17 protein-coding genes and 1 pseudogene are annotated in these 19,327 nt (G+C 61.1%); 16 read left to right on the top strand and 2 right to left on the bottom strand.

Translation table 11 applies throughout. From position 1 onward, the window contains the following. The first annotated feature begins 2 nt into the window (after nucleotides 1-2). The 7 genes and pseudogenes from larC (at nucleotide 3) to RIN56_04075 (ending at nucleotide 8,104) form a co-directional block, all read left to right on the top strand. Entirely contained in the window at nucleotides 3-1,205 is a 1,203-nt protein-coding gene (gene larC / locus RIN56_04105; protein MDR7865975.1) for a nickel pincer cofactor biosynthesis protein LarC, read from the top strand. A gap of 32 nt (nucleotides 1,206-1,237) precedes the next feature. Further along, nucleotides 1,238-1,864, top strand: coding sequence for a ribonuclease H family protein (locus RIN56_04100; protein ID MDR7865974.1), 627 nt, complete (start codon nucleotides 1,238-1,240; stop codon nucleotides 1,862-1,864). Nucleotides 1,865-2,030: 166 nt separating this feature from the next. Then, nucleotides 2,031-3,098 (top strand): HD-GYP domain-containing protein, encoded by a 1,068-nt coding sequence (locus RIN56_04095; protein MDR7865973.1) that lies wholly within the window; start codon nucleotides 2,031-2,033, stop codon nucleotides 3,096-3,098. Nucleotides 3,099-3,228: 130 nt separating this feature from the next. Continuing rightward, nucleotides 3,229-3,912 (top strand): annotated as a pseudogene (gene queC / locus RIN56_04090) (7-cyano-7-deazaguanine synthase QueC). 26 nt (nucleotides 3,913-3,938) lie between these two features. After that, on the top strand, nucleotides 3,939-4,730 hold the full coding sequence (gene folE2 / locus RIN56_04085; GenBank protein ID MDR7865972.1) for a GTP cyclohydrolase FolE2: 792 nt from the start codon (nucleotides 3,939-3,941) through the stop codon (nucleotides 4,728-4,730). A 196-nt stretch (nucleotides 4,731-4,926) separates the two neighbouring features. After that, nucleotides 4,927-6,894, top strand: a complete 1,968-nt coding sequence (locus RIN56_04080; GenBank protein MDR7865971.1) for an N-6 DNA methylase — start codon at nucleotides 4,927-4,929, stop codon at nucleotides 6,892-6,894. Between the two features lie 28 nt (nucleotides 6,895-6,922). Further along, nucleotides 6,923-8,104 carry a PLP-dependent aminotransferase family protein gene (locus RIN56_04075; GenBank protein ID MDR7865970.1) on the top strand — a complete coding sequence of 394 codons (1,182 nt, stop codon included), beginning with the start codon at nucleotides 6,923-6,925 and terminating at the stop codon, nucleotides 8,102-8,104. Nucleotides 8,105-8,151: 47 nt separating this feature from the next. On the opposite strand, the gene RIN56_04070 is transcribed toward RIN56_04075, so the two are convergent. Further along, a complete protein-coding gene (locus RIN56_04070; GenBank protein ID MDR7865969.1) occupies nucleotides 8,152-8,406 on the bottom strand; it encodes a hypothetical protein in 255 nt (84 codons plus the stop codon). A gap of 166 nt (nucleotides 8,407-8,572) precedes the next feature. On the opposite strand from RIN56_04070, the gene hpnK reads away from it, so the two are divergent. The 5 genes from hpnK (at nucleotide 8,573) to RIN56_04045 (ending at nucleotide 14,611) form a co-directional block, all read left to right on the top strand. After that, the gene (gene hpnK, locus RIN56_04065; GenBank protein ID MDR7865968.1) at nucleotides 8,573-9,427 is read left to right on the top strand and encodes a hopanoid biosynthesis-associated protein HpnK; all 855 of its coding nucleotides are present in this window, start codon (nucleotides 8,573-8,575) and stop codon (nucleotides 9,425-9,427) included. Next, the gene (locus tag RIN56_04060; protein ID MDR7865967.1) at nucleotides 9,420-10,418 is read left to right on the top strand and encodes a lysylphosphatidylglycerol synthase transmembrane domain-containing protein; all 999 of its coding nucleotides are present in this window, start codon (nucleotides 9,420-9,422) and stop codon (nucleotides 10,416-10,418) included. The genes hpnK and RIN56_04060 overlap by 8 nt, the downstream gene beginning before the upstream one ends. Nucleotides 10,419-10,572: 154 nt before the next feature. Continuing rightward, nucleotides 10,573-11,499, top strand: coding sequence for an NAD-dependent epimerase/dehydratase family protein (locus RIN56_04055; GenBank protein MDR7865966.1), 927 nt, complete (start codon nucleotides 10,573-10,575; stop codon nucleotides 11,497-11,499). A 15-nt stretch (nucleotides 11,500-11,514) separates the two neighbouring features. Beyond that, a complete protein-coding gene (locus RIN56_04050) occupies nucleotides 11,515-13,047 on the top strand; it encodes a glycosyltransferase family 39 protein (GenBank protein MDR7865965.1) in 1,533 nt (510 codons plus the stop codon). A 16-nt stretch (nucleotides 13,048-13,063) separates the two neighbouring features. Then, nucleotides 13,064-14,611: a glycosyltransferase family 39 protein gene (locus RIN56_04045; protein ID MDR7865964.1), complete on the top strand. Its 1,548-nt coding sequence runs from the start codon at nucleotides 13,064-13,066 to the stop codon at nucleotides 14,609-14,611. 72 nt (nucleotides 14,612-14,683) lie between these two features. On the opposite strand, the gene RIN56_04040 is transcribed toward RIN56_04045, so the two are convergent. Further along, entirely contained in the window at nucleotides 14,684-15,043 is a 360-nt protein-coding gene (locus RIN56_04040; GenBank protein ID MDR7865963.1) for a hypothetical protein, read from the bottom strand. A gap of 138 nt (nucleotides 15,044-15,181) precedes the next feature. Between RIN56_04040 and RIN56_04035 the strand changes: the two genes are divergently transcribed. The 4 genes from RIN56_04035 to RIN56_04020 all read left to right on the top strand — a co-directional run bounded on the left by RIN56_04035 (nucleotide 15,182) and on the right by RIN56_04020 (nucleotide 19,144). Beyond that, entirely contained in the window at nucleotides 15,182-15,334 is a 153-nt protein-coding gene (locus tag RIN56_04035) for a hypothetical protein (protein ID MDR7865962.1), read from the top strand. Between the two features lie 245 nt (nucleotides 15,335-15,579). After that, a complete protein-coding gene (locus RIN56_04030; GenBank protein ID MDR7865961.1) occupies nucleotides 15,580-16,554 on the top strand; it encodes a TAXI family TRAP transporter solute-binding subunit in 975 nt (324 codons plus the stop codon). Between the two features lie 89 nt (nucleotides 16,555-16,643). Further along, a complete protein-coding gene (locus RIN56_04025; GenBank protein MDR7865960.1) occupies nucleotides 16,644-17,162 on the top strand; it encodes a DUF1850 domain-containing protein in 519 nt (172 codons plus the stop codon). Nucleotides 17,163-17,197: 35 nt separating this feature from the next. Next, nucleotides 17,198-19,144 carry a TRAP transporter permease gene (locus RIN56_04020; protein MDR7865959.1) on the top strand — a complete coding sequence of 649 codons (1,947 nt, stop codon included), beginning with the start codon at nucleotides 17,198-17,200 and terminating at the stop codon, nucleotides 19,142-19,144. Nucleotides 19,145-19,327: the final 183 nt, after the last annotated feature.

Here is a 19,327-nt window from a genome sequence, read left to right as displayed (position 1 = left end):
CCGTGCGTACCCTATACCTTGACTGTTTCAGCGGCATCAGCGGCAACATGTTTCTCGGCGCCCTCCTCGACCTCGGCCTGCCGGAAGATTACCTGCGCCGGGAATTAGCCAAGCTGCCCGTCTCAGGCTACGAACTCGTCATAAAGAAGGTCGAAAAACAAGGCATCGCCGCCACCTATCTCGACGTCAAGACCGGCTTCTTCGAGCAGCGCCGGCACCGCCACCTGCCTGACATCAACGCCATCATCGACGACTCCGACCTTCCCGGCGCCGTCAAGGAAGGCGCGAAAAAAGTTTTCCTGCGCCTGGCCGAAGCGGAAGCCAAGGTTCACGGCACCACCGTCGATAAAGTCCACTTCCACGAAGTTGGCGCCGTCGACACCATCGTCGACATCGTCGGCAGCGTTCTCGGCCTTAACTGGCTGGGTATCGAACGCGTCTACACCTCCAAACTCAGGACAGGCAGCGGCTTCGTCAAATGCAGCCACGGCCGTATGCCCGTCCCCGCTCCGGCCACCGCCGAACTTCTCCACGGCATCGCGTGGGAACATGGCGACATCGCCAAAGAACTCGTCACTCCCACCGGCGCCGCGCTCGTGGCCGAATTCTCGGCAGGCAGCGGCGGGGTGCCGGACGGGTTCGTCAGCGATGCCATCGGCTACGGCGCCGGCTCGTGGGATCTCGAAGCGCCTAATGTCGTCAGGGCATTGCTCGGCAAGTTGGCTGTCGCGCAGGAGCAGGCCGAATACTTCGTTATCGAGGCCAACATCGACGACCTAAATCCCCAGTTATACCCCCATGTCATGGACCGGCTCTTCGCCGCCGGAGCCCGCGACGTCTGGCTGACACCCATAATAATGAAGAAAGGCCGGTCGGCCACAACACTGTCCGTCCTCGCCGACAGTACCGTCTTCCCGGCCGCCGCCGCCCTCATCCTCGCCGAAACCACCACCATCGGCATGCGCTACTATCCGGTCAGCCGTCTGGAAGCCGAACGGCAGATGGTTGCCGTGGAAACTCCCTGGGGACAGGTGCGGGTCAAGATAGGCGCGGTAAAAGGCCAGATCGCCAACGCCGCCCCCGAATTCGAAGACTGCCGCAAAATAGCCGTCGAACACGGCCTGCCGCTCAAGATCGTCTGGCAGAAAGCCTTGTCGCTCGCCTGGCCCCTTTATGGACGGACGGACGGCGACGCACAACAGTGACCGCGCGGGACTGAATACACGGAGGTGAGTCAGTGGCGCCGAAAGTAAAATATTACGCCGTCAGAGCGGGCCGGCAACCGGGCGTGTACCTGACCTGGGAGAAATGCAAGCAGCAGGTCGAGCGATTCCCGGGGGCGGAGTACAAATCCTTTCCCACCGAACAGCAAGCCCGCGACTATCTCGCCGGCCGGCCGCCCGCCGGCGAACCGGCGCAGAACGAGCCAGCGCCGTCCGGAGACGGCTACGACATCTACGTCGACGGCACCTACCGTAAAGAAGACAACCGCTACGGCTGGGCCTTCGTCGTCTACCGCGGCGGGGAAATCGTCTTCACCGACAAAGGCGCCGGCGAAAACGACGCCGCGGCGGCCATCCACAATGTCGCCGGCGAACTGTCCGCCACCATGCGGGCGGTAAAATGGGCCCACGACAACGGCGCCAAGCCGCTCACCATCCACCACGACTATGTCGGCATCGCCGCCTGGGCGCTCGGCGACTGGAAAGCGAACAACAAATTCACCCAGGCTTACGCCAGCTATATCCGCCCGCACCTGCCGTGGGTAGCTTTCAACAAGGTGCCGGGGCATGCAGGCGTCGCAGGCAACGAAATGGCCGACAAACTCGCCCGCGAGGCCCTCGGCAAAGGGGGTCCGCAGTAATCGTCGCAGCCAAACCCGGAAAAATGCGCAAAATATTCAAAACAGCGCATGTATTTGCCTCCCAATGCAGGAAATTCGCGGAAAATGTCAAAATACATGACAAATGCGTGTAATCATTTTCTGACATTCCGGTATTTTCGCTATATCCGCGAAAAGGGGAGTATGAATGATCCGGGTAATCACCAAACGGTACCGGATTGACGAAGTCAAGCCCGGCATGGAGTTGGCGGGGAGCCTCATCACCGACAACGATAAATTCGCGCTCGGCGAGGGTACCGTCCTTACCCCTAACCTTATCCAGCGGCTGAAAGGCTGGGGAGTGTCGGTCGTCGACATCCGCCATGTGGTCGACGGTGCGGAGAAAGAACCGCAACCTCTGTCCGAAGCTCAGGTGGCTGTTTCCAGCGTGTATAACGACACTGTCGGCGCCCTGAAAAGATCATTCGAAACCATCCGCTTCTTCAAACAAGTACCGCTCAAAGAAATACGGGAACTGACCGACAGCGCCATCGAACCCTTCATCAACACCTCCGGCATACTCAACCATCTCCAGGCGGTGCAGCGCCAGGACGATTATACCTTTCATCACTCCATCGACGTGGCCGTGCTCTGCGGAGTCGTCGGCCGCTGGCTGGGATATCGCGGCGAAGAGCTAAAAGACCTCGTACTGGCCGGCCTGCTGCACGATATCGGCAAGACGCAGATCCCGCTCGAAATACTCCGCAAGCCGGGGAAACTCAGTCCGGCCGAAATGGAGATAATGCGCCTCCATACAACCAGAGGGTACAATCTCGTCAAGGAACTCGGCCTCCCGGCCTCAGTCATGTACGCTATCCTCCAGCATCACGAGCGCGAGGACGGCAGCGGCTACCCCATCCAGGTATCCGGCGCCAAAATACACCCCTTCGCCAAGGTAATAGCTGTCGTCGACATCTACGACGCCATAACCTCCGACAAAGTCTACAGCAAGAAAGCGACCCCGTTCGCGGCGGTGGAAGCCCTGATGCTCGACATGTACGACAAACTCGACCCCAATATCTGCACCGTTTTTCTTAACAACGTCCGCGACTACTTTATCGGCAACATCGTTCTCTTAAGCGACGGACGGGAAGCGGAGGTCGTTTACCTGGGCAAGTTCATCTCCGCCCGACCGGTGGTCCGCGACGACAGCGGCGAATTTATCGACCTTGAGAGCAAAAAAGACCTGAGCATCATCAAAGTGTTAAGAACCTGACATCCCGGCGAAAAACATAATCCCTCGGCATCGGAGGCTGTTTTTAAGAACAGCCTCCCTTCGTCTCCGCCGCCTGCTCGCATAGCATGGACGGGGGCAGCCATATAATAACCCTACAACTGCCAAGAGGAGTGTTTCCGACATGAAAGCGGTCGTCCTGCTTTCCGGCGGCCTCGATTCCACCGTCTGCATGGCGGTGGCCGCAGCCGCCGGCTGCGAACTGTTGCCCATCAGCTTCGACTATCAACAGCGCCACAGCCGTGAACTGGCAAGCGCCCGCCGGGTCGCGGATCACTATGGCGTAAAGCGCCACCTGGTCATATCGACCAACATGGCCGCCATCGGCGGCAGCGCCCTCACCGACACGGCCATCGCCGTTCCCGAAGGCGACGCAGCCCGCAAAGACATCCCCTCCACCTACGTGCCCGCCCGCAACCTGATATTCCTCAGCTACGCACTTGGCTACGCCGAGGTCGGCGGCGCCGACCGCATCTACATCGGCGTCAACGCTTTAGACTACTCCGGTTACCCGGACTGCCGGCCGGAATTCGTGCGGCTTTTCCAGCAGCTCGCCGATTACAGCACAAAAGCGGCCGTCCAAGACGGACGCCGCATCGCGGTGGAAACGCCGCTTATCGATCTGGCCAAAAAGGACATCGTCCTCCTCGGCGTCAAACTCGGTGCGCCCCTGCACCTCACCACCAGCTGCTACGCGGGCGGGGAAGAGGCCTGCGGCAAGTGCGACAGCTGTGTGCTGCGCCTGAAAGGCTTCGCCGAAGCCGGCGTGCAAGACCCGATACCCTACGCGAAATAAGGCCGTAATGAAAACGGAGTGAAACAATGAAAGACGTACAGAACCTGGCCGACGAACGGGGCATCGCCATCCAGAAGGTTGGCGTGAGCGAAGTCCATCTGCCGTTCCTCATCAAACTCAAAAGCGGCTCCTTCCAGTCGGTGCTCGCGAACATCAAGCTGACCGTCGATCTGCCCAAGGAGTACAAAGGCACCCACATGAGCAGGTTCATCGAAGTGCTCAGCGACTGGAGCCAGAAACCGGTATCCTACCGGGAGATGGAAGCCATCCTCAACGATCTCGCCAGCCGGCTCGAAGCCAGGCGGGCCAGCATCGACATCGCCTTCAAGTACTTCATCGAAAAAACCGCGCCAGTCAGCGGCATGAAAAGCCTGCTCGACTACGACTGCCTCTTTGCCGGCAGCCTCCAGCAGGGCGATCACCTCGATTTTGTCCTCGGACTCACCGTCCCCTTCACCTCCCTCTGCCCCTGCAGTAAGGAGATTTCTTCCTACGGAGCCCACAACCAGCGTGGCCTCATGCGGGTCAAGGTCAGGTTCCAGCCCGGCCGCTTCGTCTGGATCGAAGACCTGGCCGCCCTCATGGAAGCTCAGGCCAGCGCCCCCGTATATTCCCTCCTCAAGCGCGACGACGAAAAGTACCTCACCGAGCTTGCGTACGAAAACCCCAAGTTCGTCGAAGATGTTCTCCGGGATCTGGTCCTGGCGCTCAGGGCGCTTGACGGAGTGGCCTGGTTCGAGGTAGAGTGCGAGAATTATGAGTCGATACACAACCATAGCGCCTACGCCTCCCACATAGAGTTTGTGGCGAAAAGTTAGCGTCCGCTTTAAAAGGCCATCTGCGGCGTTGGTCCTCGGCTGACTGCTCGGCGTACGCAACCAAGTACGCCGTCGCTAGTCATCCTCCGGTCCGCCTTGCATCTGGCACTTTTAAATCGGCCGCGGCGCGCTTATTGAAGCGAGCTTTTGAATATACATTACCAGGAGTGCGAAATACGGTCACGGGGAGTGCGGCATGAACTGGAAGCACTTTCTGGCGGAGTGTCAAGAACTGAAAAGCTGGCTGGCTGCCCAGGGCCTCGAGGCCGAGCGGGGCCTCTTGACCATGCTTGTCGCCGTTCTGCGCGGCGAAACCACCCCGGAGGCCGTCGCCGCCCAGGCGACGGGCGCCCGCACCCTGCCCGACGCCGCCCGCGGCCTGCTGTCCGTCGGCGAAACCGAGATACCCGACCGCATCCACGCCATCGTCTCCCGCTGGCTGTGCACCTTGCCCCGTGACGCCTGGCTGCTCGGCGAACTTTACGAAAAGCTCGCCCTCGGCCGCAGGGCTCAGGGCCTTTTCTATACAGCCCCGCAGGTGGTCGACTTCATCCTCGCCGGCACGGCGGTCAAGGCCGACGTCGTCGCCAACCCGCACATCAAGATCCTCGACCCCGCCTGCGGCTGCGGCAACTTCCTGCTGCGCGCCTACGATCTTCTCCAGGCCAAATATTCCGCCGCTCGCGGCGTACTGGCGGAGCGCTTCCCCGACAAGGACTGGTCGGACGACGGCATCCACCGCCACATTATCACCCACAACCTGTGGGGCGCCGACATCGACGCCCTCGCCGCCGAGACAGCGGCCGCCGGGCTGCTGCTCAAAAGGCCGGCGGCCAGCGGCGGCCTGACTCCCAACATCCTCGTCTGCGACAGCCTTCGCCGCCCGGAGCAGGGTGCAGTTGGCGACCGGGCCTTCTGGTCGTCCCGCTACGACTACGTCGTCGGCAACCCGCCCTATCTGTCCTTCGGCCTGCGGGGCGCGCGGCGCCTCGACCGCGACTACGAAGCCTACCTGCGCAGCGCGTTCAGCGCTTCCGCCGAATACAAACTCAGCTACTACGTCCTCTTCCTCGAACGGGGCATCGAAATGCTCGTGGAAGGGGGGAGGCTGGGATTCATCCTCCCCGACAGCTTTCTCCTCGGCCGCTACTACTCGAAGATCCGCCGCTACATTATGGATCATACCGCCATCGAAACAATGGTCCACATCGCCCTGCCGGTGTTTAAAAATGCCGCCGTCGGCATGTCGGCGATCAGCATCCTCAGACGGGAAAGCGACCCGGCCGGCCGCGACCGGCAAACGGTCACCGTCCACCATGTCGACAGCAAAGACGACCTCAGGGACGGCACGGCCGGGTGTTCCTACGCCCAGAGCTATTTCGCCGCGCTTCCCCATCAGCGCTTCCGCCTGTTTTCCGATTTGACGGTCAAAAACCTGATTGATAAAATAGATAATAGCAACGAACCGCTGGCAAATTTTTCATCAGGACATACCGGCGTCCGCTCCGTCTCCAAGCAGAGCGACATTATCGGCCAGGAGTGCGGCGGGCCAACCTGGCGGCGCGGGCTGGTATCCGGCAGCCAGATCGAGCGTTACGGCTTAACCTACGAGGGCCACTGGCTCAACATCGACCCGGCGCGGCTTTACAAAGGCGGCTGGGACCCCGCCATCGTCGGCGGCCGCAAAATCCTCATCCGTCAGACCGGGTACACCATCACCGCTTGCCTCGACGACAACGGCTACTACCACCTCAACAACCTCCACAGCTTCGTCGCCACCAACGGCGCCGTCACGCTCGACTACCTGCTGCTGCTCCTAAACTCCCGGCTGATGTCGTTTTACTATCACGCCGTAACGATGGAGTACGGGCGGTCGATGGCCCAGACCGACATCGACACCCTCGAACTCCTGCCGGTCAAAGTCCATCAGGAGGCCAGCGCCCGCGCCCCCGAGCTTGTCAGGATAATGACCACCCTCATCCGTCGGCGCCGGGAAGGCGACAGCGGCGCCGAAACCCGCGCCGCCGCCATGGACGACCTCTTCAACCAGATGGTCTACAAAATCTACGAATTATCTCCCGCCGAGATCAGCCTTGTCGAAGAATACGAGACAAGGCTGACGGCCCGCCGGTCGCGGCGGCGCCCGCTCTTGGGAAAACTATAGAAATAACACGTCCAGGGGAGGAATCCGCATGAAAATTGACTGGGCCGACCGCGTAGCCACAATGGAAGATCCTGCCGTGAAAATGATGCTCAAAATAACCCAACGCACCGATATAATCTCCTTCGCCGGCGGACTGCCGTCCGCCAAGACCTTCCCCGTCGACCGCCTGGCGGCTGCGTATACCGCCGTGCTCGCCGAGCATGGGGGGGCAGCCCTTCAATACAGTCTGGCCGAAGGTTACCCGCCGCTGCGCGAACTGCTGGCGCGGCGTCTCGAGCGCACCGGCATCGCCTGCAAACCCGAAAACATCGTCATCACCAGCGGCTCACAACAGGCCATCGATTTCATCGGCCGCCTGCTGCTCAACCCCAGCGACCTCATCGCCGTCGAAAACCCAGCCTACCTGGCCGCTCTGCAGCCTTTCCGCAGCTATCAGGCCACCTTTCTCCCCGTGCCCATGGACAACGACGGCATGGACGTCGACGCTCTGGCCCGCCAGCTCAAAAAGGTGCGGCCGAAATTCATCTACGTCAACCCCACCTTTCAGAATCCGACCGGCATAACCCTGAGCCTGGAAAGGCGCCGCCGCCTCGGCGAGCTTGCCGCCAGCCACGAAATCCTCCTCCTGGAAGACAACCCTTACGGCGAGCTCCGTTTCGGCGGGTCCGACATCCCATCGATCAAAAGCCTCGCCGACAGCGATTGGGCCATGTATACCGGCACCTTCTCCAAAGTCATCGCCCCCGGCCTGCGCGTAGGCTGGTTTGTCGCCCACCCCGAGATAGCGGCAAAGGTAACGGCCGCCAAACAGCTCAACGACATCCTCACTAACTCCCTGACCCAGCGGGCGCTCCACCGTTTTCTCACCGACAACGATCTCGACGCCCACATCGCCACCATCATCGGACAGTACCGCCGCCAGCGCGACGCCATGCTGGCCGCTCTGGCCGCCTACTTCCCCGGCAAAGTCTCCTGGACGCAGCCGGAGGGCGGCATGTTCATATGGGTCACCCTGCCGACGGGCATCGACGCGCGTGATCTGCTGGCCAAGGCCATCGACGAGGAAAAGGTCGCCTTTGTGCCGGGCACGCCCTTCCATACCGACGGCGGCGGCCACAACACCTTCCGCCTGAGCTTTGCCAACACCGGCGAAGAAGAGATCGCCTCAGGCATAGCCAGACTGGGCGCCCTGTTGGCCCGCACCGTTTGATGAGACAAGGAAAGGGAGCCTTTCTCAGGCTCCCTTTAACTCGATAATCACTTGATATTCTTATCCGAAGTTTTCACCTTCTGCTGACCCGACTGGTTTTGGTTGCCGCTCTTGCCGCCACCGCCGCCGTAGTCGTTGTTCGCGTCGAACTGAGCGGTCATGGTGCCGGCTCCGCTGGCGCTGCCGCCCATTGCTCCGCTGGCAGCCCCGCCCTTGGACGAGGACGTATAATCCTGGTTGGCGTCCTGCTTGGCGGTCATTGTGCCGAATTGCGACTTGGACTGTTGATTCTTCTTGTCCACAGAGAAACCTCCTTGTAATATGCTGGGGTACAAATTTAGTATTGACTGCCCGACAGCCGGAATACCTGGAAAATTAGGGCAAGCGCCGCCCGCCGGCAAACCGGGAAGAATATCGCCCCGCCGGTAAACAATAGGAACGTAACCGCGACAGGGAAAGGGTCCGCCAATGAAACTGCTCATCGTAAACGCCGACGACTTCGGCCTCCACCCGTCGGTAAACAGGGCCATCATCGCCGGCCACACAGGCGGCTGCATAACCAGCACCTCAATAATGCCCGGCGCGGCCGCCTTTGCCGACGCCGCTCTTTTAGCCGAACGCCACCCGACCCTCGGCACGGGCGTCCACCTCACGCTGGTGGGTGAGAGGCCGGTGGCCGATCCTGACGCCATTCCGACCCTGGTGGACGGCGACGGGCGCCTTCCCGCCCAGTACCCGGCCTTCCTGGCCCGGTACCTGCGCGGCCGCGTCAGCAGGGACGAAATACGCGTCGAGCTGACCGCCCAGGTGGCCAAAGCCGCCGCCGCCGGCGTGAAAATCACCCACCTCGATAGCCATCAGCACCTGCACGTCCTGCCGGGCATCATCGACATCGTCCTCGACCTGGCAGACCAGTTCGGCGTCAAAGCCCTGCGCATCCCGGCCGAACCGCGCTTTTTTTCCGGCGGCTTTCCCTACACCGCCGGCCGCTTCATCGGCCGCTTCGGTCTTTCCTCGCTGGCGTCCCTGGCCCGCAGCAAAGCAAAGCGCCGTGGCTTAGCCGTTCCCGACCACTTCTTCGGCATGCTCGCCGGCGGCAACATGCGCCAGGAATACCTGCTAACCATCCTCGACCGCCTGCCGGACGGCATCAGCGAAATAATGGTCCATCCCGGCGACGACGCCGCCGCGTTGGGGGCGCTGTACGGCTGGGGCTACCGGTGGCAGGACGAACTGGCCGCCCTCACCAGCCCCGAAACCAGGCGCCGCCTGGAGACCAACGGTATAAAACCGATCTCCTTCCGCGAGCTCGCCCATGAATAAATTTTACCGGCGTCTCGCCCTGCTCATCTTGCTCGTCGGCGGCATATCCGCGGCCGTCATCTACTTCACCGTCGACATCGATACCCTCAGCAACCTGGGCGCCTTCCGCCCGTGGTCGCTCGCAGCGGTAGTCATCCTCATCGGCATCGGTATGTACTTCGACGGGACAAGGCTGCTCCATCTCGTGCATATCGCCGGCCAGCGGATAACCCTCATCCAGGCGGTGCAGGTTATATTCAGCAACTACTTTGCCGCCCTCCTCACCCCGGGAGCGACGGGCGGGGCGGTGGCCCAGGTCATGTTCCTGCGGCGCGCCGGCGTTCCCACCGGCATCGCCACCGTCGTCGTCCTCATCCGCACCATCATGTCCATCATGTTCCTCTTCGTCTGCCTGCCGCTCGTATTTGCCTACGACCCCGGCCTGCTGCCCTGGATACCGCCGCAGATCCTCGTCGCCGTCAGCGGCGCCATGGTGCTGGCCAGCGCCGCCGGCGTATGGTTCCTGCGGTCGCCGGTCTCCCTCAAGGTGCTCAAGCGTCTCACGCGCCGTACCGGACGGAGTCGCCGCCACCAGATATTCGGCCTTTACCGCGATACCCGCGGCGCCGTTTTCCTGCTGCTCAGCGCGCCTTTAAGCATGCTCAGGGTATTCGCCGAATCGGCCGCCAGCCTCATCGCTCTTTACGCTGTCGTTCCCGTCCTTTTCCTCGGCCTCGGAGCTGCGGTCGACTGGCCCATCGTCATGGGACGCATGATTTTCCTCAACATCCTGCTCTACTTCGCGCCCACCCCAGGTGGCTCCGGCATAGCCGAAGGCGGGTTCGTCGTCCTCTTCGGCGAACTCCTGCCGCCGGGCACGGTCGGCATCCTCGCCGTAGCCTGGCGGATCGCCGCCGAGTATCTGCCTTTCTCCATCGGGTTTTATTATACGGTAAAGGTGTTTGGCCAGGATTTCCTCTTCGACCAGCCGAAAAAGGGAGGCCGCCCATAAGACTCCATCTGCGGCGTTGCTCCTCGGCTGACATCCTCAGCGTACGTTCGTGTACGCTTCCGGTGTCAGCCTCCGGTGCGCCTTGCATCTGAAGCCTTCTGAACGGCCTCGTGAAGATACTCAAGCAATCGAAGCACAAATTAGGAGGGCTCCCGTGAAAGTACTCGTTACCGGCGGGGCCGGCTTCATCGGCTCCCACATCGTCGACAACCTGCTGGGAAAAAACTGCGCCGTCGTCGTCGTCGACGACCTCAGCACAGGTCTGGCGGCCAACGTCAATCCCGCCGCGCGGCTTGTCAGGCTGGACATCGCCAAGGACGATCTCGGTCCGCTGTTTGCCGCCGAACGGTTCGACTTCGTCATCCACCTCGCAGCCCAGACGGCTGTGCCCAAATCGTTGGCCGCCCCGGCGTTCGACTGCGCCGTCAACGTCCAGGGCACCGTCAACGTCCTTGAAGCCGCCCGCACCACCGGCGTCAAAAGGGTGGTATTCGCCTCCACCGCCGCCGCATACGGCGCGGCCGACGTCGTCCCCATCCCCGAGAACACGCCCGTGGCGCCCTTCTCTTTTTACGGGCTCAGCAAAGTCACGGCAGAAAACTATCTTCGGTTGTACCGCGAGATATTCGCCCTCGATTATGTAATCCTCCGTTACGCCAACGTATACGGCGAGCGGCAGGGCGACGCCGGCGAAGGCGGGGTTGTCAGCATCTTTACCCGGCGGCTCGCCGCCGGCCAACCGCTCGACATCTTCGGCGACGGCGGCCAGACGCGGGATTTCGTCTACGCCGGCGACGTCGCCGAGGCAAACTGGCGGGCCCTCGTATCGCCGGCCGCCAACGCCGTGTATAATATTAGCACCGGGACGGAAACCAGCGTCAGCGAGTTGGCCGCCTTGCTGGCGAAAGTGTCCGGGCGGGAAACGGCCATCCGCCGCCATCCGCCGCGGGAAGGGGACATCTACCGCTCCTGTCTCGACAACCGCGCCGCCGTAAACGCCTTGTCCTGGCGGCCACAGACGTCACTCCTGGACGGCCTGGCCGACACCTACCGCTCGCTGGCGGGCGACCCGTCATCCTAATTCACGGAGGTAACTATGACGGACAGAACAAGTTTCGGCACGATCCTCATCATCCTAATCGCGGCCTTCGTCATGTTCTTTAATCTTGGCGGCATACCGCTGCTCGACCCGGACGAGCCCGTGTACGCCGAAACCGCCAAGGAGATGCTCAACCACAGCGACTTCGTATCGCCGCGCATCTACGGCGAATATTGGTACGACAAGCCGCCGATGTACTACTGGCTCGTGGCCGCCTCCTTCAAGCTGTTCGGCGTCAACGAATTCGCCGCCCGCTTCCCCTCGGCCGTGCTCGCCATTCTTGGCGCCCTCTACGTCTATTTCGCCTCATCGCGCATATTCGGCGCCCGCGCCGGCCTGGCAAGCGCCCTCATCCTTGTCACCAGCATCGAATACTTTTACCTCGGCAAGGCGGCCGTAACCGACATCACCCTTAACTTCTTCCTGACGGTAGCGTTGCTCGCCTTCCTCGAAAAGCGCTACTACCTGTTTTACATCTGCGCCGGACTGGCCACCGTCACCAAGGGGCCGGTTGGCTTCCTCTTCCCCGGCGCCATCATCTTCATCTACATGCTGTTGACCCGCAGCTTCTCCCTGCTAAGAGAGATGAAAATACCGGCCGGGGTTGTCCTCTTCGCCCTGTTCGGCCTGCCCTGGTACATAGCGATGTACGCCATCCACGGCAACGCGTTCGTCGATACCTTCCTCGGCTTCCATAACATTGTCCGCTTCACAAGCCCCGAGCATCCCGAAGGGGTGCTGTGGTACTACTTCATCCCCGTTCTCATCCTCGGTTTCCTGCCCTGGACGGCGGTCATGATCCAGGCAGTATGGGCGGCCCTTACCGACAGCCGCCCGCAGCACGGCCGGCCCCTGCTGTTTCTCATAATCTGGGCGGCCTTCATCTTCCTGTTCTTCACCGCCTCGCGCACCAAGCTCGTATCGTATATCCTGCCCATGTATCCGCCGCTCGCCATGATTGTCGGCTGGTACATCGACCGCCTTATCGACAGGCGGCGGAACGCCCGCCCCTTCGCCTGGCCGCTCCTGCTCACCGTCTTCGGCGGACTGTTTGCCGCCGGCGCGGTATACGGCGCCAATAAAGCTATGCCCGACCTCCTGACGGGCGCCTACCTCACCGCCGCCGTTTTCGCCGCCATGATCCTCGGCACATGGTATTTCGTCGCCAGGCGGGAAAATGAGCGGGCCTTCTGGCTGCAAGTAGCCGGCATGGCCGTCTTCGTAGTCGTCCTCATGTCGCTGCTCTTCCCCCCGGCCGCGCCCGCCTTTCACGCCCGCGACATCGCCCAGGCCTTCACCGCCAACTACGACGGAAAATCGCCCGTATATGTCGTCAAATTCCTCCGTCCCGGCTTCTCCTTCTACGCCGGCGTCTACGGCACGGAGCTGAAGCCCGACGACTGGAAAGTTCCCGGCAAGGCATACTTCGTCGTCCGTCCGGCCGACTGGGAATGGCTCGGCGACGCCGAAAAGCAGAAGCTGCAAGTCGTGGCGACCGCTCACGAAAAGCTGCTGATCGTCAAGCAGTGATAGAAAGGATCTGGCCATGCCCCTGATCGTCTTCCTGGCCGCCCTGGCGGTTTTCCTGCCGCTTAACGGCCTCATCCCCATAACCGACCCGGTGGAATCCAACTACGCCCTCACCGCCAAAGAAATGCTCCTCAGCGGCGACTGGCTTTCACCCCGCATCTACGGCCAGTACTGGTTCGACAAGCCCGCCATGATCTACTGGCTCGTCGCCGCCAGCTACGCCGTCTTCGGCGTGGGCGAGTTCGCGGCCCGCTTTCCGGCCGCCCTCTTCAGCGCCGCCAGTGTCGGCTTTGTCAGCTGGTTTGCCGCCCGCCTATACGGCAGCAGCCGGATCGGCCTCCTCGCCGCCGTCGTCCTGGGCACCTCGCTGGAATTCTGGGTAATCGCCAGGATGGTCATCACCGATGCCGTCCTGTTCTTTTTCGGCAGCGTCAGCCTGGCCTCTTTTTACCTGGGGCTGAAAGGGGAGGGGAGAGGCTGGTTCATCCCCGCCTACGCCGCTGCCGGGCTGTCCGTCCTTACCAAGGGCCCTGTCGGCCTCGTCATGCCTGCGCTCGTCGTCTTCATGCACCTCGTTCTGTCGCGCCGCTGGGAGCTTTTCCTGCGGCTGCGGATATTCTCGGGCGCCGCCATCTTCCTCGCCGTGGCCGCCCCCTGGTACCTCGCGATGTATTTAGCCCACGGCCGCGACTTCGTCGACACCTTCCTCGGTCTCCACAACTACCTCCGCGCCACCGTCTCCGAGCATCCCCAGGACAACGTCTTCTACTACTACCTCGTCCTTTTTCCGGTCAGCCTGCTCCCCTGGACAGGGGTTTTCCTCCGCGCCCTCGGGGCAGGCCGGAAGCGGCCGCACTTCGCCTTTCTGGCCGTATGGATAGGCGTTTTCATCGTCTTCTACAGCCTGATGGCTACTAAATACCTTACCTATGTATTTCCCGCCCTTTTCCCCGCCGCCATCCTCGTGGCGAGGGAACTGGCGGACATGCGGACAGTGCGTCCGCGAGCCCTGCTGTGGCTTTCCCTGCCGGCGGCGCTGCTGCTGGCTGTTTTCGCCGTCGGCGGGGCATGGCTGCCGGAAGCTGATTGGTGGCCGCTCCAACTGGCCGCCGTTGCCGGCGTTGCCGCAGTATTATGGCTGGGCTACAGGGGCGAAGCCTTCCTCCAGCCGCTGGCCGTGGGAGCCGCCGTCGTCGCCGTCAGCCTGCTGGTCATCTATCAGGTGCTCGTCCCAATGGCCGCGTCCCGCTCCGCCAAAGAAGCCGCCGTCGCCCTGCCCGCGCAAGGGGCCGTCGTCGGCGCCAGCGGCGACTATCACACCTCCGCCGTATTCTACAGCGGCTACGCCATCCCGCGCCTTGTCGAAACCGCCGCTCCCCGCGAAAGCGTTTGGGCCGGCAAACACACCATGCCCACCGAAATGACCGCCGCCTTCGCCGCCCGCACCGCCGGCCGGCCGGCGGTTTACCTCCTTGTCGGGAGGGGAGGGGCGCCGCTGCCGGGGTATACAAAGATCGCTCAATTCGACCGTATAGCCGTGTACAAAAAAGAGGGCGGACGTTGATAAACCAACGAGAATAGATAACATAAAAAGAGTGCCATTTACGGCACTCTTTTTATGTTTGCAGGCAATATCTTAGCTGCCCAGCTCCATGACTTGCGGACCTGCGCCCCGCGGCGCCGACGGATAGGCGAACTGGCAGAAGGCGGGGTTGAAATCGGGCTGGGCCATCCTTTCCAGCAGCAGGCCGGCGACCGATCCCTCGAAACTGATCAGTTCCTCTTCGGAAAACACCGCGTCCTCCACCACCACCAGCACATACGGATCGACCTCCGGAGCGTCGGCGGGGACGCTGTCGCGGTCGAGGGGGATGGAGGGGATAAGCCTGAGAGTTGCCACATATTCGCCGGCGGCGTCCTCCACGAGAGCACGGTAAGTATTGAACCATAATGTGCGGGCAAGTTTGATGCTCCAGCCTGTATTGAGATTCTCCATAGCGCACGTCCTTTCCGTCGTCTCTAAATCACACGACCATTATACCATTTTTCCCGCCCCGCGCCCAACGCAGTGGTTTATTATGGCCGGCTTGAGGCCATAATACTAACAAATTGCGGACCGGGCGGAGGTGAAAGCATGGAACTTGTCCGTATCAGTCTCTGGCCGATAATCATAGGCTTCATTTTTTGTCTGTTACTCAACCCGATCGTCGCCGGGCCGGGGTTTATCGTCTGGCTGGCGTTGATGTACTACGTCCACAAACGCGGCGCACTTCCCCCGGAGCACTGATATTCGCCTGAACGACGCACAGGCATGTCAAAGTTAACTGCTTTGCGCCTGAAAAACGGTGTAAAGCAGTTGTTGTAATTATTTTTGTTTGCGCCGGAAGGATTATGATTTTTTTTGAATCATTTTGTATTGTTGGGCAAAAGGGAGCTTTTTCCGCTGACGGGCTTACCCGGACCAGCAGGAAAACTCCGTTTCACAGCGAAAAGCTAATGTGTTATCCACAAATCTACTGAGGAGGGGAAAAAATGAAAAAGACTCTCGCGATCCTTGTTGTTGTGCTTATGGTTGCCGGTCTGATCGCCGGATGCGGCGGCGGCGACGCCAAGAAGGAACAGGCTAAACCGGCCGCTCAGAAATTCATCAACATCGCCACCGGCGGCACGGCGGGCACCTACTTCCCGCTGGGCGGCGCCATGGCGGAAATCATCAACAAAAACGTTCCTGGCGCCAACGCCAGCGCCCAGAGTACCGGGGCTTCCGTAGCCAACGTCAACATGCTGAAAGACGGCAAGGTTGACCTGGCGCTTATCCAGAACGACATCGCCTTCTATGCCGTAAACGGCACCGAAATGTTCAAGGACAAGAAAGTCGACAACTTCAAGGGTATCGCCACCCTTTATCCGGAAACCATCCAGATCGTCGCCCTTGAAAAAGCCGGCATCAAATCGATCGCCGACCTTAAAGGCAAGCGCGTCGCCGTCGGCGCCCGCGGATCGGGCACCGAGGCCAACGCCCGCCAGATCCTCGAGCAGTACGGCATTACCTACAACGACATCAAAGTTCAGTACCTGTCCTTCGGTGAAGCCGCCAGCGGCCTGAAAGACGGCAACGTCGACGTGGCCTTCGTAACCGCCGGCCACCCCACCGCCGCCATCCAGGATATCGCCGTCCAGAACAAGATCGTTCTCGTTCCCATCGAGGCTGCCAAAGCCGACTCCCTGATCAAGAAATATCCCTTCTACACCAAGGTTCAAATCCCCGCCAACACCTACCAGGGCCAGGCCGCCGCTGCTGACGCCGTTGCCGTTCAGGCCATGCTCGTCGTCGCCGACAAAATGAGCGCCGACGACGTTTACGCCGTCACCAAAGCTATCTATGGCAACCTCGACCGCATCAAGGCTGCCCACGCCGTAGGCAAGAGCATCACCAAGGCGACCTCCCAGAACGGCATGTCCATCAAACTGCATGCCGGCGCTGAAAAGTTCTTCAAAGAGAAATAAACCTCTCGACGGGTCGACACCAATAGTTTGCGTGCCGGGGATCGGGTCTGCCGATTCCCGGCTTTTTCTGGCAAGACTGGAGCTGTCAAATGTTTAAACGCGCGAATGGCCGGATAGCCGGTGTCAGGGCGAAAACCTTGCTGGGCATCTCCTGTTTGGTTGTGGGCTTGATAGTCGGCCTGTTTCTGACGACGCGGCTCTGCCTGTTCATCGAAACAGACCAGGGAAAGACGATGACTATCCCCGTCAGCAAGGGAGATACTTTTAGCTTAAAATACACCCACTCAGTGCAAAAGACGCCTGTGGTAGAAAACTTCGTCATCCAGGCCGTCGACGAACTGGTCCTTGACTCAACCGTCTATCAAACTTACGGGGTAGGGCTTCCTTTCCTGCCCGGTGAAGGCCGGTTTGAAAGGCAAGGCAATAACTTCGTCCTCTCCGGCATCGGCCGCCGCTTCGACAAAGTGGCTGTTCATGCAGGACGGGAAGCGGGACTCGTACTGGAGGCGGATAACCGGGTTGTCCCTCTGCACGCCCTCCACGAGGGAGGCGCTTTCGTCACCATTAGGGTCAAGCCGTACTATTACCGTTGGTTTCGTAACGACTGATCATTCATTCATTCATTGAAAGGAGGCGGCTTAACTTGGAGAGAAAAACCCTTACCGCTGAAGAAGTACTGGCAAAATACGACCGGGAATCCGACACGCGAAACCTGAAAGGCCTGATGGCGAAAATCGTCATGGCCATCGCCATCTGTTTCTCGCTGTTCCAGCTCTACACAGCGGTCTTCGGAGTGCTGGACGCAGCACTGCAGCGCGCGATTCACCTTAGTTTCGGCCTTGTTCTCATCTTTCTCCTCTACCCGACCTTCCGCAGCTGGTCAAGAGACAAGGTCCACCCGCTCGACTTCGTGCTGGCGATTGTGGGGGGCGCCGCGCCGCTTTACATCGTCATCTTCTATGAGGAGCTCGTCGGCCGGGCCGCCATGCCCACCACCCTTGACATCGTCGTCGGCGTCCTCGGCTTGTTCGTCGTCATGGAGGCCGCCAGACGGGCTGTCGGTTGGCCGATGGTCATTGTAGCGACCGGTTTCCTCGTTTACGCCTTCGCCGGTCCCTACATGCCGGCCATCCTGGCCCACCGGGGCGTGGGCGTCGGCGAGCTCATCGACCACCTCTTCTACACCACCGAAGGCATCTTCGGTATCCCGCTGGGCGTTTCATCCACCTTCATCTTCCTTTTCATCCTGTTCGGCTCCTACCTTGAAGCAACCGGCCTTGGCAAATTCTTCATCGACATCGCCAACGCCGTAGCCGGTTGGGCCAGCGGCGGCCCGGCCAAGGTCGCCGTACTCTCGAGCGGCCTCATGGGCACCGTCTCCGGCAGCTCGGTCGCCAACGTCGTCGGTACCGGCAGCTTCACCATCCCGATGATGAAGAAACTCGGCTACAAGCCCGAATTCGCCGGCGCGGTCGAAGCCACCGCCTCCACCGGCGGTCAGCTCATGCCGCCGGTCATGGGCGCAGCCGCCTTCCTCATGGCCGAATTCATCGGCATCCCCTACATCGAGGTCGTCGCCGCCGCCGTCATCCCGGCGCTGCTCTACTACAGCGGCGTCTGGATCGGCGTTCACCTCGAGGCGAAAAAACACGGTCTGCAGGGCATCCCCCGCAGCGAACTGCCGAAATTCAGTGAACTCCTCTTCGCTCGCGGTCACCTTGCCATTCCGCTCATCGTCATCGTATACCTCCTCATCGCCGGCTACACGCCGATGCGGGCCGCCCTCTGGGCCATCCTGCTGGCTATCGGCGCCTCCAGCCTGCGCAAATCCACCCGCATCAGCGTCAAGGACGTCATACTCGGCCTGGAGAAAGGCGCAAAAGCGGTTCTCGGCGTCCTCATCGCCTGCGCCACCGCCGGCATCATCATCGGCGTCGTCACCAAAACCGGCGTTGGCCTCAAGCTCGCCTCGGCGCTGCTCGAACTGGCCGGCGGCAAGCTTCTGCCCGCCATGTTCTTCACCATGATCACCTCGCTCATCCTCGGCATGGGCGTTCCTACGACCGCCAACTATGTCATCACCTCCACCATCGCCGCCCCGGCGCTCCTGCAGATGGGTGTGCCGGTACTGGCGGCCCACATGTTCGCCTTCTACTTCGGCATCATCGCCGACGTCACCCCGCCGGTAGCACTCGCGGCCTTCGCCGGGGCTGGCATCGCCGGCAGCAACCCGATGCGCACCGGCATCAACGCCTCAAAACTAGCCATCGCCGCCTTCGTCGTGCCGTACATCTTCGTGCTGTCCCCGACCCTGCTGATGATCAACGCCACTCCCATAACCGTCCTGTGGAGCACCTGCACCGCCCTGTTCGGCATGGTCGGCCTGAGCGCGGCGATGATCGGTTACTTCCTCGCCCCGGCCAGCATGCCGATAAGGATACTCTTCTTCCTCGGCGGCCTGATGCTGATCGATCCCGGTCTTTATACCGACGCGATCGGCGCTAGCGTTCTCGGCGCGCTGATGGTCTTCCAGTACTTAAAACGCAAAAAACTCGGCCTCGGCGCCAAAAAAGAAAAAACCGCCGAATAGCCACCACAAGGAAGCTTGCGCATAGCCGGGCACACGCCCGGCTATGGCCTTGCTCCGGTGCATGCGGCGCGCGGCGAAGTATTTTGTATACAATACTCACAAAACATGCGTCGCCGCCGCCGTCCCGATTCTCAAGTTGTAGTATTTCGACGCCTGGGGAATTTTCTTGTAGTCTTGGCAGGA

Source organism: Sporomusaceae bacterium (assembly GCA_031460455.1).
Lineage (GTDB): Bacteria > Bacillota > Negativicutes > Sporomusales > UBA7701 > Anaeroselena.
The sequence above is the reverse complement of the archived record's forward strand: the minus strand, read 5'-3'. Positions and strand labels throughout refer to the sequence as shown.

Excerpts from the sequence above, each read along its gene's own strand:
- RIN56_04095 (MDR7865973.1), top strand. The coding sequence starts at position 2,031 with ATGATCCGGGTAATCACCAAACGGTACCGGATTGACGAAGTCAAGCCC.
- hpnK (MDR7865968.1), top strand. The coding sequence starts at position 8,573 with ATGAAACTGCTCATCGTAAACGCCGACGACTTCGGCCTCCACCCGTCG.
- RIN56_04025 (MDR7865960.1), top strand. The coding sequence starts at position 16,644 with ATGTTTAAACGCGCGAATGGCCGGATAGCCGGTGTCAGGGCGAAAACC.
- RIN56_04080 (MDR7865971.1), top strand. The coding sequence starts at position 4,927 with ATGAACTGGAAGCACTTTCTGGCGGAGTGTCAAGAACTGAAAAGCTGG.
- folE2 (MDR7865972.1), top strand. The coding sequence starts at position 3,939 with ATGAAAGACGTACAGAACCTGGCCGACGAACGGGGCATCGCCATCCAG.
- RIN56_04060 (MDR7865967.1), top strand. The coding sequence starts at position 9,420 with ATGAATAAATTTTACCGGCGTCTCGCCCTGCTCATCTTGCTCGTCGGC.
- RIN56_04050 (MDR7865965.1), top strand. The coding sequence starts at position 11,515 with ATGACGGACAGAACAAGTTTCGGCACGATCCTCATCATCCTAATCGCG.
- RIN56_04075 (MDR7865970.1), top strand. The coding sequence starts at position 6,923 with ATGAAAATTGACTGGGCCGACCGCGTAGCCACAATGGAAGATCCTGCC.
- RIN56_04030 (MDR7865961.1), top strand. The coding sequence starts at position 15,580 with ATGAAAAAGACTCTCGCGATCCTTGTTGTTGTGCTTATGGTTGCCGGT.
- RIN56_04035 (MDR7865962.1), top strand. The coding sequence starts at position 15,182 with ATGGAACTTGTCCGTATCAGTCTCTGGCCGATAATCATAGGCTTCATT.
- RIN56_04040 (MDR7865963.1), bottom strand. The coding sequence starts at position 15,043 with ATGGAGAATCTCAATACAGGCTGGAGCATCAAACTTGCCCGCACATTA.
- RIN56_04045 (MDR7865964.1), top strand. The coding sequence starts at position 13,064 with ATGCCCCTGATCGTCTTCCTGGCCGCCCTGGCGGTTTTCCTGCCGCTT.